Origin of the sequence: Pseudoxanthomonas sacheonensis (assembly GCF_031455975.1) — a bacterium.
In the GTDB taxonomy this organism is placed as follows: Bacteria; Pseudomonadota; Gammaproteobacteria; order Xanthomonadales; family Xanthomonadaceae; genus Pseudoxanthomonas_A; species Pseudoxanthomonas_A sacheonensis_A.
The window spans coordinates 144,192-158,400 of the sequence record NZ_JAVDTT010000003.1 but is presented as its reverse complement, the minus strand read 5'-3'; the positions used below and the strand labels follow the sequence as shown (position 1 = coordinate 158,400).

General features: G+C 65.0%; 17 protein-coding genes, 1 tRNA gene and 1 other RNA gene. 11 read left to right on the top strand and 8 right to left on the bottom strand.

Features of this window, described 5'->3' with window-relative positions; all coding sequences use genetic code 11:
- Positions 1-2: 2 nt before the first annotated feature.
- Positions 3-1,052, bottom strand: coding sequence for a glycosyltransferase family 9 protein (locus J2W94_RS12825; protein WP_310094037.1), 1,050 nt, complete (start codon positions 1,050-1,052; stop codon positions 3-5).
- Positions 1,053-1,072: 20 nt separating this feature from the next.
- Between J2W94_RS12825 and J2W94_RS12820 the strand changes: the two genes are divergently transcribed.
- From J2W94_RS12820 to moaD, 5 genes are read left to right on the top strand one after another with little or no spacing between them, the layout of a single operon-like run.
- Positions 1,073-1,822, top strand: a complete 750-nt coding sequence (locus J2W94_RS12820; RefSeq protein WP_310094033.1) for a 3-deoxy-D-manno-octulosonic acid kinase — start codon at positions 1,073-1,075, stop codon at positions 1,820-1,822.
- A complete protein-coding gene (locus J2W94_RS12815) occupies positions 1,822-2,574 on the top strand; it encodes an MBL fold metallo-hydrolase (protein WP_310094030.1) in 753 nt (250 codons plus the stop codon). Before J2W94_RS12820 ends, J2W94_RS12815 begins: the two co-directional genes overlap by 1 nt.
- A 41-nt stretch (positions 2,575-2,615) precedes the next feature.
- Positions 2,616-3,626, top strand: coding sequence for a GTP 3',8-cyclase MoaA (moaA, locus tag J2W94_RS12810; protein ID WP_430540617.1), 1,011 nt, complete (start codon positions 2,616-2,618; stop codon positions 3,624-3,626).
- A complete protein-coding gene (gene moaC / locus J2W94_RS12805) occupies positions 3,627-4,118 on the top strand; it encodes a cyclic pyranopterin monophosphate synthase MoaC (RefSeq protein WP_310094022.1) in 492 nt (163 codons plus the stop codon).
- A complete protein-coding gene (gene moaD, locus J2W94_RS12800; RefSeq protein ID WP_310094017.1) occupies positions 4,115-4,357 on the top strand; it encodes a molybdopterin converting factor subunit 1 in 243 nt (80 codons plus the stop codon). The genes moaC and moaD overlap by 4 nt, the downstream gene beginning before the upstream one ends.
- Before the next feature lie 10 nt (positions 4,358-4,367).
- Here the strand turns inward: moaD and J2W94_RS12795 are convergent, their stop codons facing one another.
- Positions 4,368-4,553, bottom strand: a complete 186-nt coding sequence (locus tag J2W94_RS12795; RefSeq protein WP_310094015.1) for a hypothetical protein — start codon at positions 4,551-4,553, stop codon at positions 4,368-4,370.
- On the opposite strand from J2W94_RS12795, the gene J2W94_RS12790 reads away from it, so the two are divergent.
- A complete protein-coding gene (locus J2W94_RS12790) occupies positions 4,554-4,988 on the top strand; it encodes a molybdenum cofactor biosynthesis protein MoaE (protein WP_310094011.1) in 435 nt (144 codons plus the stop codon).
- 16 nt (positions 4,989-5,004) lie between these two features.
- Complete coding sequence (locus J2W94_RS12785; RefSeq protein ID WP_310094009.1) at positions 5,005-6,039, top strand: beta-propeller fold lactonase family protein; 1,035 nt, start codon at positions 5,005-5,007, stop codon at positions 6,037-6,039.
- Between the two features lie 28 nt (positions 6,040-6,067).
- Here J2W94_RS12785 and ffs read toward each other — a convergent pair.
- Positions 6,068-6,164, bottom strand: an RNA gene (ffs, locus tag J2W94_RS12780) — signal recognition particle sRNA small type.
- 42 nt (positions 6,165-6,206) lie between these two features.
- Positions 6,207-6,299: transfer RNA gene (locus J2W94_RS12775), tRNA-Ser, on the bottom strand.
- Positions 6,300-6,503: 204 nt separating this feature from the next.
- On the opposite strand from J2W94_RS12775, the gene dnaX reads away from it, so the two are divergent.
- The 4 genes from dnaX to J2W94_RS12755 all read left to right on the top strand — a co-directional run bounded on the left by dnaX (position 6,504) and on the right by J2W94_RS12755 (position 9,652).
- The gene (gene dnaX, locus J2W94_RS12770; RefSeq protein WP_310094007.1) at positions 6,504-8,228 is read left to right on the top strand and encodes a DNA polymerase III subunit gamma/tau; all 1,725 of its coding nucleotides are present in this window, start codon (positions 6,504-6,506) and stop codon (positions 8,226-8,228) included.
- An 11-nt stretch (positions 8,229-8,239) separates the two neighbouring features.
- Positions 8,240-8,560 (top strand): YbaB/EbfC family nucleoid-associated protein, encoded by a 321-nt coding sequence (locus tag J2W94_RS12765; RefSeq protein ID WP_093279711.1) that lies wholly within the window; start codon positions 8,240-8,242, stop codon positions 8,558-8,560.
- Between the two features lie 98 nt (positions 8,561-8,658).
- The gene (recR, locus tag J2W94_RS12760) at positions 8,659-9,258 is read left to right on the top strand and encodes a recombination mediator RecR (protein WP_310094004.1); all 600 of its coding nucleotides are present in this window, start codon (positions 8,659-8,661) and stop codon (positions 9,256-9,258) included.
- Between the two features lie 40 nt (positions 9,259-9,298).
- Positions 9,299-9,652: a histidine triad nucleotide-binding protein gene (locus J2W94_RS12755; protein WP_310094002.1), complete on the top strand. Its 354-nt coding sequence runs from the start codon at positions 9,299-9,301 to the stop codon at positions 9,650-9,652.
- Between the two features lie 73 nt (positions 9,653-9,725).
- Here J2W94_RS12755 and J2W94_RS12750 read toward each other — a convergent pair whose 3' ends face one another.
- From J2W94_RS12750 to J2W94_RS12735, 4 genes are read right to left on the bottom strand one after another with little or no spacing between them, the layout of a single operon-like run.
- Entirely contained in the window at positions 9,726-10,244 is a 519-nt protein-coding gene (locus tag J2W94_RS12750; RefSeq protein ID WP_310093999.1) for a Slp family lipoprotein, read from the bottom strand.
- Between the two features lie 16 nt (positions 10,245-10,260).
- Positions 10,261-12,201 (bottom strand): transglutaminase TgpA family protein, encoded by a 1,941-nt coding sequence (locus J2W94_RS12745; RefSeq protein ID WP_310093997.1) that lies wholly within the window; start codon positions 12,199-12,201, stop codon positions 10,261-10,263.
- Positions 12,191-13,171 (bottom strand): DUF58 domain-containing protein, encoded by a 981-nt coding sequence (locus tag J2W94_RS12740; RefSeq protein WP_310093995.1) that lies wholly within the window; start codon positions 13,169-13,171, stop codon positions 12,191-12,193. The genes J2W94_RS12745 and J2W94_RS12740 overlap by 11 nt, the downstream gene beginning before the upstream one ends.
- Positions 13,172-13,176: 5 nt before the next feature.
- Positions 13,177-14,142, bottom strand: a complete 966-nt coding sequence (locus J2W94_RS12735; RefSeq protein ID WP_430540606.1) for an AAA family ATPase — start codon at positions 14,140-14,142, stop codon at positions 13,177-13,179.
- Between the last annotated feature and the right edge of the window lie 67 nt (positions 14,143-14,209).

Below are 14,209 nucleotides of genomic sequence, written 5' to 3'. Positions count from 1 at the left end.
GCCTAGGCGGCGGGGCGGTCGGCCAAATAGCGCTCGAACGCGGCGACCGCATCCTCGACGCCAATCAACCCCATCACCTCGTCGAACTCGATCTTGGTTCCCCACTTGAGTTCCGACGCCGGCTTGCCCAGAAACCTGCGCGCCGCCGCATCGTATTTGTCCACGCAATAGCGCACGTCGGAATACGGGCCGCTGCGCATGGGATTGCTGGCGGCATGCAGACCCAACACTTTGCTGCCCATGGCATTGGCGATATGCATCGGGCCGGAATCGGGCGTCATCACCAGATCGGCGCGCTCGAGCAGAGCCGGCAGCTGCTTCAACGTGTCCTTGCCGACCAGGTCCAGCGCAGTCGCCTTCATCGCCGCGAGGATCGCGTCGGTGGTGTCGCGTTCCAGTTCGCTGCGGCCGCCGCACAGAACGATCCGCCAGCCTTTGGCGGCGGCATGGTCGGCGACGGCGGCATAGCGGTCCGGATACCAGTTGCGGCGCACATGGCTGGAACAAGGCGAGATCATCAGGGTCGGCGTTCCGTCATCGGCCCACTGCGCCTTGGCCCACTCGCGCGCAGAATCGGGCACCGGCAGGTGCCACACGACCTCGGTCTGCGTCAGGCCCAAGGGTTCGCAGAAGCTGCCGATGGCGTCCAGCACATGGATGCCGGGGCGGTCGGGGATGCGTTCGTTGATGAAGAGGCCATGCAGGTCCTTGGCGCGGGCACGGTCGTAGCCGATGCGGCGCCTTGCGGGAACGAAGGCCGACAGCACGTTGGCGCGCAAGGCCACTTGCATCTGCAGCAGCGCATCGAAGCCGTCCGCCGGCAGTTGTTTGCGCAAGGCGCGCATGCCCGCCAATCCGGAGCGCTTGTCGTAGGCATGGAAGACCACGCCGTCCAGGCCTTCCAGCAGTTTCTGGCCGCCTTTGTCGATGATCCAATGCAGTTGCGCCAGCGGCCACGCGCGCTGCAGCGTGCGGACCAAAGGTACGACATGGGTCACATCGCCCAGCGCGGAGAGGCGCAGCAGGCACAGCGATAAGGGATTGGTAGACAAGTATTGTTAGACTCAGAGGAATGGTCGATTTTGACGCAACGGAATCCATGACCCCGTTCCGCGAAGGTAGCGGATTGGGAGCGATTCTGTTCGACAGCAAACAGCTACGGCAAGCGGACCCGGAATGGTTCCTGCCCGCGAAGTGGTCCGAACGGGCCAGGCCGGTCGATAGCGGCGGCCGCGGCGGGGCCTGGTTCATCGACGCGCCGTTCGGCCCCAGCCTGTTGCGCCTGTACCTGCGTGGAGGCTGGGCGGCGCGCGTCAGCCGCGACCAGTACCTGTGGCACGGCGCCAACCGTACCCGCAGTTTCGAAGAGTTCCGTCTGACCCGCGCGCTGTTGAATAAAGGGTTGCCGGTGCCGCGACCCATCGCCGCCAGCTATGTGCGCAATGGCATGAGCTATCGCGCCGCGATCCTGATCGAACGCCTGCCCGATGTGCGCACGCTCGCCGACCGGGCCCAGGTCGCCGGCAAGGATGCCCCTTGGGAAGAAGCCGGCCGCCTGGTCGCGCGCTTCCACCGCGCCGGAGTAGACCACGCGGACCTCAATGCCCACAACTTGTTGTTCAACCCGCAGGGAAAGGGCTGGATGATCGATTTCGACCGTGGCGCGCTACGCATTCCAGCTACCCGCTGGCGCGAGAACAACCTGATGCGGCTGCAACGTTCGCTGTTGAAACTGCGCGATGCGCGCAGTCGGGAGGAAGTAATGCAGGATTTCGCGCGTCTGCGCCGTGCCTACGATATCGCCTGGCAGCGGGGGTTCTGATGGGCTGGGCGTTGCGATTTCTGGGCGTGGGCAATGCTGCGGCGGTCGAGCTGGGTTCGGCCAGCGCGACCATCGAGCGCGATGGCCTGCCGTGGCTGACTATCGATTGCGGCGGCGAGGGGCTGTCGGCTTACCGGGCCCACTACGGCGCCATGCCGCAGGCCTTGTTCGTCACCCATACGCATATGGATCACGTCGGCGGATTCGAACGGCTGTTCGTGGCGACCTGGTTCGATCCGGCGCGCCGCGGCAAGGTGAAGCTCTATGTCCCCGCCACCATCGTGCCGTTATTGCACCAGCGGGTCGGGAGCTACCCCAACGCGCTCGCCGAGGGCGGAGTCAATTTCTGGGACGCGTTTCAGGTGATACCGGTCGGGGCTTCGTTCTGGCACGACGGCGTGCAGCTGGAAGTGTTTCCCGCGCGCCATCACTGGCCCGAAACCGCCTACGGCCTGCGCCTGCGCGGCAGCCTGGTGTGGACGGGCGACACCAGGCCGATTCCGGAAGTGCTGGCGAAATTCGCCGATGCCGGCGAACGCGTCGCGCATGACTGCAGCCTGTACGGAAATCCTTCGCATAGCGGCATTGACGATCTGGAACGCGAATACCCGCCCGAGCTGCTGCAGCGCTGCCTGCTTTACCACTACGCTAGCGCCGAAGAAGGGCGCGCCCTGGAGGCGCGCGGCTACCGGGTGGCCAGGCAGGGCGAAGTGGTAGCCTTGCACGAGACCACTGCCGCCCCTATCCCCTGATCATGAATGCAGTCCCGCAAACGCCGACCTGGCCGCTGGGCATGCCGCCGAGCCTGCCCTTGGATCGGCGCGGCCGACCGTTGCGCGACCTGCGCCTGTCGGTGATCGAGGCCTGCAATTTCCGCTGCGGTTATTGCATGCCCGCCGATCAGGTGCCGGACGACTACGGCCTGGACTCGGCATCGCGCCTGTCGTTCGATGAAATCGAAACCCTGGTGCGTGGATTCGCGCGCATCGGCGTCAACAAGCTGCGCCTGACCGGCGGCGAGCCGCTGCTGCGCAAGCGCCTGCCGGAGTTGATCGCGCGCCTTTCCGCTGTTCCGGGGATCGAGGATCTGGCCCTGACCACCAACGGTTCGTTGCTGGCCGGGCAGGCGGAGGCGCTGCACCGCGCGGGCTTGCGCCGGCTGACGGTCAGTCTGGATGCTTTGGACGCGGATTTGTTCCGCCAAATGTCCGGCGGTCGCGGCGAAGTGTCGACGGTGATGGCGGGGATCGATGCCGCAACGCGGGCGGGCTTCCATTCGCTGAAGATCAATTGCGTGGTCCAGCGCGGCATCAACGAAAACCAGGTGCTGCCGTTGGTCGAACACTTCCGCGGCAGCGGCCACGTGCTGCGCTTCATCGAGTACATGGACGTAGGCACCTGCAACGGCTGGCAACGCGCGCAGGTGGTGACTTCCGCCGAGCTCCGCGATCGCATCGCCTCGCGTTGGCCGATTCTGCCGCTCGATCCCAACTATCGCGGCGAAGTGGCGACGCGCTACCGTTTCGAAGATGGCGCGGGCGAGATCGGATTCGTCAGTTCGGTCAGCGAAACCTTCTGCGGCGATTGCCATCGCGCGCGCGTTTCGGCGGACGGACATCTGTATACCTGTCTGTTCGCGTCCGAGGGAACCGATCTTCGCGGCGCGCTCGCGCGCGGCGAAACGGCATTCGCCGGCCATCTCGCCGGTCTCTGGTCGCGGCGCGTGGATCGCTACAGCGAATTGCGCGGCGAACGCGAGGCGGCCAAGGGCAGGCATGTCGAAATGTTCCTGATCGGCGGTTGAATGGCGACGCGCAAGAAAATCCTTACCCACCTCGATGCGGCGGGCCTGCCGTCCATGGTGGATGTTTCCGGCAAAGCGGTGACCGCACGCGCGGCCACGGCGGAATGCCGCGTGCGTTTTCCGAAGGAAGTGGCGGCCCAGCTGCATGCCAGCGGGTTGCGCAGCGCCAAGGGCGGCATCGTGGACACCGCGATCATCGCCGGCACCCTGGCGGTCAAGCGCACCCACGAACTGATCCCTTTCTGCCACCCCTTGCCGATCGACGGATGCCGCATCGTTATCGCCTGGGACGGCGACAGTGCGTTGAAGATCGAATGCACGGTCAGGACCACGCACCGCACCGGTGTGGAAATGGAAGCGCTGACCGGCGCCACCGTCGCTGCGCTGACCGTCTACGACATGTGCAAGGCGCTTTCGCACCGCATCGTCATCGGCCCGGCCAGGCTACTGGGCAAGCGCGGCGGCAAAAGCGATTTCGGGGAAGCGCGATGACGACGGTGAACGTGCTTTATTTCGCCAGCCTGCGCGATGCGAGCGGCGTCGCTTCGGAGCGGGTCGAGTCGGAGGCTGCCGACTTGCAGGCCTTGTATGCGGAACTGCAGTCGCGTCACGGCTTCGCGTTGCCCGCGAACCGCCTGCGGGTGGCCGCGGACGGCGAGTTCGCGCAATGGCGCGATGCGCTGCGGGAGGGCAGCGAGATTGCCTTTATTCCTCCGGTGTCGGGGGGGTAGAAATGCCCAGTCATGCCGATACCCCCTCCGTCGTCATTCCAGCGAAAGCTGGAATCCATTTTGACTTTGCTTCTTTCTCAGGCCGAAGTGAAAATCCCAGATCAAGTTGGATGACCAGCCATTCGGCTGTTAATGAAGCGCCTCCAGCTTTTGCTGGAATGACGGCTCTAGTGACGATTTCGATTTGCGCACGCACATGAAACGTTTCCGTCTTTCCGAGGTTCCGATCCTAATCGCGCCCCTGCGCGACCAGCTTTCCCACCGGACCGCTGGCGCCTTCGCCAGTTTCGAAGGCTGGGTACGCGACCACAACGACGGCCGCGCCGTGAACGGACTGCGCTATGAGGCTTACGCCGCGCTGGCCGAAAAAGAAGGCGACAAGGTGCTGGATGAAGCGCTGGACAAGTTCGCCATCGTCGATGCGCGTTGCGTGCATCGCGTCGGCGATCTGGCCATCGGCGATCTGGCGGTATGGGTCGGGGTCAGCGCGGCGCATCGCGGCGCCGCCTTCGATGCGTGCCGCTACATCATCGACGAGGTGAAATCGCGCGTCCCGATCTGGAAACATGAGCGCTACCGGGAAGGCGACACCGGCTGGCTGCATCCCGAGCCCGATACCGCAAAAGAGTGAGACGGAAGCCAAGCGCATGACCGGCACTGTTCGTTCCATCGTTTCGTTTTTCGTGTTGTGCAGCCTGGCGCTTGCGGCCGGCGGAGCCTGTGCCGACGAACTGCTGGTCGGCAACAAGTCCGCCGACAGCGTCTGGCGGCTTTCCTTGCGCGACGGTCGCAAGACCGGCGAATTCCGCACGGGCAAGGCGCCGCATGAGATCGCGGTGGCCGGCAACGGCCGCTTCGCGCTGGTCAGCAACTACGGCCGCGAGACCTCCGGCAATACGCTCTCGGTGCTGGACCTGGTCGGCGGCAAGCCCACACGCAGCATCGACCTCGGCGAACACGGCGCTCCGCACGGCCTGCGCCTGCTGCCGGGCGACAAACGGGCACTGGTGACTACCGAAGGCTCCGCCAGCCTGCTCATCGTGGATGTCGAGCGTGGCGTGGTGGAGCGGGTGATCGAGGTGGGCGAGGGCACCGGACACATGGTCGCGCTGTCGCCCGATGCCAAAACCGCCTATGTCACCAAGATCAACGCGGGAACGCTGAGCCGCATCGATCTGGTCTCCGGACTCAAGACCCATGAACGCGCCGCAGGCAAGGGCGCCGAAGGCGTGGCGGTGAGCCCGGACGGCAAAGAGGTTTGGGTCACCAATCGGCAGGAAGGCGCCGTCACCGTGCACGATCCGGCCAGTTTGGCGCTCAGGCGCAGGATGAGCAGCAAAGGCTTCCCTATCCGGGTGGTTTTCACTGCCGACGGCCGCTACGCCCTGGTGACCAATGCGACGGCGGCCAATGTGGCGGTTTTCGACGCCCGCACCAAACTGCGTGTCGCGACCATCGAACTGGCCGAGCCCGGCGTTTCCTACAATCAGAGCATGCTGGGAGATACGGCGATGCCGATCGGCGCCGTGATCGATCCCACACGGCAGCGTGCCTACGTGGCGATCAGCGGGGGCGACCGGATCGCGGTGATCGATACGCGCGAGTGGAAAGTCGTCGGCCACTGGCCAGCCGGCCGGGAACCGGACGCGCTGGGGCTGGTCACGGGCCGTTCGGAAAGATAAGGGAGGAAGGGCCGCCAGTAAGGTGGCGGCCCAGCCGGCTGGCCTCGGCACCCGCATCAGTCAATACCGTTGCTGCCTTCCGGCCCTGGCGGAGTTTTCAACCTAGCGTCGCGAGGGGCCGACAGGGCCACCATAGGACTGATGCGCGTTGCGCCACATCATGAAACTGGCGGAGAGAGGGGGATTCGAACCCCCGAAGCGCGGTTTAGACGCTTACACACTTTCCAGGCGTGCTCCTTCAACCGCTCGGACACCTCTCCGGGACCTGAAGGCGGGCAAAGCCGCTTTCAGGGCCGCGAATTCTAGCTGGCGCGGCGACTTAATGCGAGTCCCGGCTTTCCAGGAGCGGGATTTCGCGGTCCATTCATTATCGGGGCCCGTGGGGGCGACGGGTTGGGAATTCTTTCCTTGGACAGAACCACTCGGCGCGGCACAATGACCTTTCAGATGAAACCGGCTGCCTGATGTCCTATCTCGTTCTCGCCAGAAAGTGGCGTCCCAAGCGTTTTTCCGAGCTCGTCGGGCAGGAGCACGTGGTGCGCGCGCTCACCAATGCGCTGGAAAGCGGCCGCGTGCACCACGCCTTCCTGTTCACCGGCACCCGCGGCGTGGGCAAGACCACCATCGCCCGCATCTTCGCCAAATCGCTGAACTGCGAGGAAGGCACCAGCGCCGAGCCCTGCGGGAAGTGCTCGACCTGTCTGGACATCGATTCGGGCCGCTACCTGGATTTGCTGGAAATCGACGCCGCCTCCAATACCGGCGTGGACGACGTGCGCGAGGTGATCGAAAACGCGCAGTACATGCCCTCGCGCGGCAAGTTCAAGGTCTACCTGATCGACGAAGTGCACATGCTTTCGAAGGCCGCGTTCAACGCGCTGTTGAAGACGCTGGAAGAACCGCCGGAGCATGTGAAATTCCTGCTGGCCACCACCGACCCGCAGAAGCTGCCGGTCACCGTGCTGTCGCGCTGCCTGCAGTTCAACCTCAAGCGGTTGGATGAAGACCAGATTTCAGGCCAGATCGACCGCATCCTGGCCGCTGAGCAAATACAGGCCGATCCAAGCGCCATCCGCCAGATCGCGAAGGCCGCCGATGGCAGCCTGCGCGACGGCTTGTCGCTGTTGGATCAGGCTATCGCCTACACCGGCAGCGGCAACGGCGGTGCGCTGCGCGAGGAAGGTATACGCACCATGCTGGGCACGGTGGACCGCACTCAGGTCGGCGCCATGCTCGACGCGCTGGCCCACGGCGACGGTGCGCGTCTGCTGCAGATCGTCGCCGCGCTGGCCGAATTCTCGCCCGACTGGAATGGCGTGCTGGATGCGTTGGCTGAGGCGTTGCACCGCATCCAGGTGCGCCAGCTGGTGCCGGGCGTGTCGGTGGAAGCCGATGGCATCGACGCCGACGATTTCGCCCAACGTCTGCGACCGGAAGTGGTGCAGCTCTGGTACCAGATGGCGGTGAACGGACGCCGCGATCTTCACCTGGCGCCGAGCACGCGTGCCGGTTTCGAGATGAGCGTGTTGCGGATGCTGGCCTTCCGGCCGGCTGGAGCAGGGCAGGTCAATGCGGGTCAGGCTGGCAGCGAAGCGACGAAGTCCTCGCCGGCGATTTCGGCGATCGCCGCACCGCCACCGCCAGCGCCGGCAACGGCCAAGCAGGAAACTCCCGCGCCCGCCGGCAAACCCGTAGTGGAAGCGCTGGTTGCGCCAGTCGTGAAAGCGCAGCCGCAGCCTGGGCCGGCCGCTGCCGCGTCCGTTGTCGTGTCCGCTGCCGAAAGCGAAAGCGTCGCCGCGATCGCTACCGCCGAGGATTGGCTGCACTTCGCCGGCAACAGCGGCATGAAAGGCGCTGCGCGTCAGTTGGCGGAGAACGCCGCCTTCGTCGGCTACGGCGAAGGCGTCCTACGCCTGTCGCTGGACGCGGGCTTCGACTACCTGCGCTCGGAAAAATCGCTGGCCGAACTGTCCAATACGCTGGCCGGGAAGTTCGGCGCCGCCCCGCGCATCGTCTTCGACCATGCGCTCGGCGAATCGGAAACGCTGCAGCAGCGCAGTCATCGCGAACGCAGCATCCGCCAGAGCGCCGACGAAGAAAATTTCATGAACAACCCGGACGTGCAGCGCCTGATCCAGCAGCACGGCGCCAAGCTGGTTCCGGATTCCATCCGCCCCTTCGACGAATAACAGGTAAGAACATGCGTGGAAATATCGCCCAACTGATGCAGCAAGCGCAGAAGATGCAGGAGAACATGCAGCGTGCGCAGGAAGAGCTGGCCAAACTGGAAGTCACCGGCAGCGCCGGCGGCGGCATGGTCAGCGTGACCCTGACCGGCGCCAAGGAGTGCCGCAAGGTGCGTATCGATCCCAGCGTGCTGGCCGACCCGGAAATGGCCGAAGATCTGATCGCCGCCGCCTTCAACGACGCGTCCAACAAGATCGACGCCGAATCCAAGAGCAAGATGGGCGCCGCCACCGCCGGCATGCAGTTGCCGCCGGGCATGAAGATGCCGTTCTGATGAGGCCGGGATTGGGGATTCGAGATTAGGGATTGGTTACAGCCCTGTGCTTTTACGAATCCAAAATCCCAAATCCCGAATCTCCAATCCCCAATTTCATGTCTCCTTCCCTGCTCGAACAATTGATTGAATCCCTGCGCATCCTGCCCGGCGTTGGCCAGAAGACCGCGCAGCGCATGGCCTACCAATTGCTGGAACGCGAGCGGGAGGGCGGCAAGCGCCTGGCCGAGGTGCTGGCGCTGGCGTTGGAGCATATCGGGCATTGCAAGCATTGCCGCGACTTCACCGAAACCGAGGTCTGCGCTATCTGCGCCAGTTCCAGTCGCGACCAGCATTTGCTGTGCGCAGTGGAATCGCCTGCCGATCGCCTGGCCATCGAGCAGGCTACCGGCTATCGCGGCCTGTATTTCATCTTGCAGGGACGGCTGTCGCCGCTGGACGGGATCGGCCCGCGCGAGCTCGGGCTGGATGCATTGTCCGAGCGGCTGGCGCAGGGCGAAATCACCGAGCTGATCATCGCCACCAACCCCACCGTGGAAGGCGAAGCCACCGCGCATTACCTCGCGCAGCTGGCGCGCCAGCAGAACGTGCATCCCAGCCGCCTGACCCATGGCGTGCCGCTGGGCGGAGAACTGGAGTACGTCGATCGCGGCACGCTGTCGCACGCTTTCGGCACAAGAAGCGAGATGCCGCTTTGACTTCGATGCGACAACGCAAAGCTCTATCAGGGAAACATCCATGACCGACACTCTCTTCGGCAAGATCATCCGTCGCGAAATTCCCGCCGATATCGTCTACGAAGACGACGATGTGCTCGGCTTCCGGGATATCGCTCCGCAGGCGCCGGTGCATGTGCTCTTTATTCCGAAGAACCAGGCGATTCCCACCCTGGACGATCTGCGGCCCGGCGATGCCGAGCTGGTGGGAAAGCTGGTGCTGGCCGCCGCCGAATACGCGCGTCGCGAAGGCCTTGCGCAGAAAGGCTATCGCGTGGTCATGAACTGCCGCGAGGATGCCGGGCAGACCGTGTTCCATCTGCATCTGCATCTGCTGGCGGGCGCCCGGTTGGGGCATTTCGGTGCGCCTCGATAGCGATGCGCTCGGATAAAAAAAGCCGCTCGATGAGCGGCTTTTTTCGATCGGAGATTGTCGGATCAGAGCAGGCTCACCACCAGCCCCAGCGACCCCAGCGCGGACCCCAGAAGGGGTCGTAATAGAAGGGAGACGGGCGGATCTCGACTTCGCGCACTTCCGGCCACAGATAGACCACGTCGGCGGTCATGCGCGGCAGGCGGTAGTCGTAGTCGCCGATGCGCGTGGACTCCACGCCATCGACGCGACCGATGAACGTCACTTCGCGGCCTTCGGTGAATACCGCCGGATCATAGAAACCGGCACGGCAGGCGATGAAGCGGCCGTCGGTGGCGTCCGGCGCGCTGCTAAGGGGACGGCCGGTGCCGCCCAGCGGACGCGAGATCAACTGGAAGCAGGTGTTGTCCTGGCCCGGCTTGGTTTCCACGATGCGGCCGCCCCAGCGCACCGAGGTGCCGACCTGGCTGCTGGCAACGGCGTCGCGAGGCGTGACCGGAGTGAAAGCGCCCTGCAACGGTTTGGGAGCGGTGGCGCAGGCGCCCAGCAATAGACTGCTTGCGGCCAATGCGATGAAGCGGATTTTGGCGTTCATGGTGAATCTCCAGGATTCAGGGACGGTGCCGACGCAGGTCGTTGAGTAGTGCAGCGTCCCCAACGGCGCCAGCGTAGCGCGCTTGAGCGAAACGGCGGCTGAGCGGAATCAGGGTATCGGCCGACTGCGGCCTGGCCCTGGCGACGCGTTCGGCCCAATCCAGAGCCGGCTCGTGCGGCTGCCGTCCCAGTCCCAGCCGCGCATAGCGCAAGCCCAGCCGATGCCACGCGCGCAGCAACGGGTCGCGTTCCCGTTCTCCGCGCGCCAGCAGCCAGCCCATCCACGCCAGTGCGGAGAGCGCGAAAACGCCGAACAGCATGCCCAGGCGTCCCCCGTCCAGCCGATCCATGCCGAAGGGCTGCAACAAGCGCTGCTGTCGCTCGGCGTTGAAGCCCAGCACCAGGTCGTTCCATCCGCGTCGCATCCAATCGCTGAAACCATCCAGCGTGGCCAACTGGCTGCCCAGCCCACCGGTTCCCGCTCCCAGTCTGTCTTCTATAGTGTCGTAGATGCGTTCGGGCGCCACCGCTGCGGTCGGGTCCACGCGTACCCAGCCGCGTCCGGCAAGCCACACTTCGGCCCAGGCATGGGCGTCCATGTTCCGCACTACCCAGTAGTTGCCGAACGGGTTGCGTATGCCGCCGGCAAAGCCGGTGACCACGCGCGCGGGAACGCCCGCCGCGCGCATTAGGACCACGAAGGACGAGCTGAAATGCTGGCAGTAACCTTTTTTCTCGTCGAAGAGGAATTCGTCCACCCCGTTACGTCCCGGTAGCGGCGTATCCAGGGTGTATCCGAACTCGCGTTTCACCCAGTCCAACGCACGTCGTACGATCGCCGCGTCATTGGTCCCCGCTTCGCGTCGCCATTGCTGCGCAAGCGCCACGGTGCGCGGGTTGTAGCCGGCCGGCAAGGCCAACGCGCGCCGGCGTGTTGCGGCGTCCAGTCGAACCTGAAAGGTTGCCGGTGGCGAAGACTGCAGCCGCCAGCGGGTCAACGCGTTGAGGGGAGTGGCGGAGTACAGGCCGTAGTCCTGCGAAAGAAAGGCGCCCGACGGCGCGGCGCGCGGCAGGTCCAATGCCACCAACTGGCGGCGGTCGGTGGGCTCGAATTCGATCTGATAGTCCCAGGTGCTGTTCCTGCTGCCGACCGGTTGCGCCGGAAGCTGCCGCATCCAGCGCGGCTGGGACCAACTGCGTCCGTCGAAATCCCAAAGCACCGGGCCGCGCCAGTACATTTCCTGCGGTGCAGGAGGCGCGCCGAAGAATTCCGCGCGCAGGGCCGGCGTGTCGTCCGCCATCAAATCCAGCCACTCGCCGGGCGTCATGTTGTCGGAAAGACCCGGGCGGCCAAGCGCTCTTTCCGGGACGCCCCACAGCGGGGAACCCAGACGCGGAAACAACCAGAACATGCTCAAGGCCAAGGGCAGGCCGATGCCTACCAGCTTGCCCACCGCCGCCAGCGCGGGTAACGGTTTCGTGCCGCTGTCCAAGGAGCCCGACTCCACATCGGCCAGCCGTTGCAGGGTCACCAGTGCACAAAGGACCGATAGCAGTCCCAGCAGCATCGTGAGCGGGCCCTGATCGAGCAGGAAAGCCGAGAAAGGCGCGAACAAAGCGAAACCGATGAGGCTTCGCGCATCGCGCAATGTGGAAGTTTCCGAGGGCTTGATGGCGATCATGGCCGCCAACAGCGCGCAGCCGGTGTCGCGGCCGAAGCGGAAACCCATCTGCGAGAACACCGCGGCCAGCACCAACAGCGCCAGCAGCAAGCGCAGGATCGCCGGCATCGGCTTGCGCCAGGAAAGGGCGGTAACCAATACCGCGGCCAGACCGATCGCCGATGCCAGCGCTGCGGGGATCTGCAGAAGCAACGGCAAAAGCGCCAGCGCCGCGGTGGCCAGCGTCCACAGGCGGCTGCCGTTGTCTATCCGGTCGCGGGAAGGATCAGCGGCCATTGCCGTGCGGAAGTTCGGCTTGCGGCAGCAAGGACAACGCGCGCAGACAAAGATGCCGATGCGCGGCTCCCTGTCCGGGGCCCAGCACCGGCTGCCCAGGCAGATGCAATCGATAACGGCGCCCTTCGCGTTCGGCCAGATCCACCCAATGGGCAAGCCGGCTGATGCGTTGCTCGACGGCGAGGGGGGCGAGCGTTCGCCAGTCCAGGCTGACTTCGACCGCAAGCGGCTGCTCGTATTCGCGCACCATCAGCGAGTCGCGGCGGGCGGAGGGTTTCCATGCGATGGCGCGACGTGGGTCGCCTGCGCGGTAGCTGCGCAAATGATGCACGTCGTCGCCGGCAGGATTCAGTCGGGAATGACTGGCGCTGCCGTCGCCCAATGGCAGGGGCGGGCCCTGCGTTTCCGGTGCCGGATAAATCAACATCGGCTGATCCGGCCAGACCCATGCCCATGCCAGGGCCAAGCCCAGGGGCTGAGTGGTGGAAATACGGATGCGGCCTAATTCCAACCAACCGCGTCGTTGCGTATCCACCGACAGGGTGACCGCTGTGGGTTCACCGACCGGCAGGGTCGCGCTCGTCCGCTTTTCGCCGCATCGCAGTTGCAGGCCGCGGCGGTTGCGCGCGTCGCTCGCCGAAAGCGCGATATGCAGCTGAAGCGGATTGCCCGCGGCGACCGGTTCCGCAGAGATCGCATCGATGCGCAGGCCCGACAACTGCAGATGCGCGGCGATGAGGCTTGCCAATGCGGTGGCGCCCAGCAGCAGCGCCAGCATCAAAGCGGGATTGTTGTTGTAGTTGAGCGCGCCGAGCAGCATGGCGAACAACAACGCTCCGAAGAAGAGCCCGAAACGCGAAGGCAGCACGTAAACCCGGCGTCGGTCGAGTTTCACCGGCAACGCTTCGGCGGCGCGCGGCCGCGCCAGCAGCGCGAAGCGCGTAGCCAGGCGTTCGCGTGGCGTGGTCATGGCGCTCAGTCCACGGCCACCGCATGCAGGATGGATTTGGCCAACGCCTGGGTGGACGAAGCCTCCGCTTCCGCAACCAGGCGGTGCGCGGCCACCGCCGAAAACAGCGCCTGCACATCTTCCGGCAACACGTGGTGCCGCCCCAGCAGCAGCGCGTACGCGCGCGCAGCCCGCAATAACGCGATACCGGCGCGTGGCGACAGGCCCACGCGCACGCCCGGATGCTGGCGGCTGCGGGCCATCAATGCCTGTACGTAATCCACCAGCGCGCCGCTCGCATGCACCTCGTTGACCGCGGTACGCAATGCCAACACATCGCTGCTGGACAACAGCGGTTCGGTTTGCGCGATCAATTCGCGGCGATCGCTTCCCGCCAGCAGCGCGCGCTCCGATTCCGCATTCGGATAACCCAGGGTCAGCCTCAGCAGAAAGCGGTCCAGCTGCGAATCCGGCAGCGGATAAGTGCCCGACAAGTCCACCGGGTTCTGGGTGGCGATGACGAAGAAGGGATCCGGTAGAGGCCGGGTCATGCCATCCAGGGTGACTTGGTGCTCGGCCATGGCTTCCAGCAAGGCGCTCTGCGTTCGTGGCGGCGCGCGATTGATTTCGTCCGCCAGCAGCACATGGGTGAACACCGGACCGGGATGGAACTGGAACTGCCGCGACTGCGCGTCGTAGACCGACACGCCCAAGACATCGGCCGGCAACAGATCCGAAGTGAACTGCACGCGCTGGAAACCGAGTCCCAGCGTCGCGGCCAGCGCATGGGCCAAGGTAGTCTTGCCCAGACCGGGGAGATCCTCGATCAGGATATGGCCCCCGGAAAGCAACGCCACGAACGCCAGGCGGACTTCTTGGGACTTGCCCAACACCAACGAATTGACTTGCTGTTGGGCGGACTTCAGGGCCGCATGCAGCGCATCGGGTAGCATTTCGCGTGCGGGTGGTCGCGCGGGTGGTTTAGCGAGCATCGTTTTCCCGAGTTCCTTTCAAGGAAGTCTAACGGCATATGCAGGACGAAAGAATGCAGGATGTGAC

Coding starts and splice junctions, on each gene's coding strand:
- J2W94_RS12820 (WP_310094033.1), top strand. CDS start 1,073: ATGGTCGATTTTGACGCAACGGAATCCATGACCCCGTTCCGCGAAGGT.
- J2W94_RS12815 (WP_310094030.1), top strand. CDS start 1,822: ATGGGCTGGGCGTTGCGATTTCTGGGCGTGGGCAATGCTGCGGCGGTC.
- moaA (WP_430540617.1), top strand. CDS start 2,616: ATGCCGCCGAGCCTGCCCTTGGATCGGCGCGGCCGACCGTTGCGCGAC.
- moaC (WP_310094022.1), top strand. CDS start 3,627: ATGGCGACGCGCAAGAAAATCCTTACCCACCTCGATGCGGCGGGCCTG.
- moaD (WP_310094017.1), top strand. CDS start 4,115: ATGACGACGGTGAACGTGCTTTATTTCGCCAGCCTGCGCGATGCGAGC.
- J2W94_RS12790 (WP_310094011.1), top strand. CDS start 4,554: ATGAAACGTTTCCGTCTTTCCGAGGTTCCGATCCTAATCGCGCCCCTG.
- J2W94_RS12785 (WP_310094009.1), top strand. CDS start 5,005: ATGACCGGCACTGTTCGTTCCATCGTTTCGTTTTTCGTGTTGTGCAGC.
- dnaX (WP_310094007.1), top strand. CDS start 6,504: ATGTCCTATCTCGTTCTCGCCAGAAAGTGGCGTCCCAAGCGTTTTTCC.
- J2W94_RS12765 (WP_093279711.1), top strand. CDS start 8,240: ATGCGTGGAAATATCGCCCAACTGATGCAGCAAGCGCAGAAGATGCAG.
- recR (WP_310094004.1), top strand. CDS start 8,659: ATGTCTCCTTCCCTGCTCGAACAATTGATTGAATCCCTGCGCATCCTG.
- J2W94_RS12755 (WP_310094002.1), top strand. CDS start 9,299: ATGACCGACACTCTCTTCGGCAAGATCATCCGTCGCGAAATTCCCGCC.
- J2W94_RS12750 (WP_310093999.1), bottom strand. CDS start 10,244: ATGAACGCCAAAATCCGCTTCATCGCATTGGCCGCAAGCAGTCTATTG.
- J2W94_RS12745 (WP_310093997.1), bottom strand. CDS start 12,201: ATGGCCGCTGATCCTTCCCGCGACCGGATAGACAACGGCAGCCGCCTG.
- J2W94_RS12740 (WP_310093995.1), bottom strand. CDS start 13,171: ATGACCACGCCACGCGAACGCCTGGCTACGCGCTTCGCGCTGCTGGCG.
- J2W94_RS12735 (WP_430540606.1), bottom strand. CDS start 14,142: ATGCTCGCTAAACCACCCGCGCGACCACCCGCACGCGAAATGCTACCC.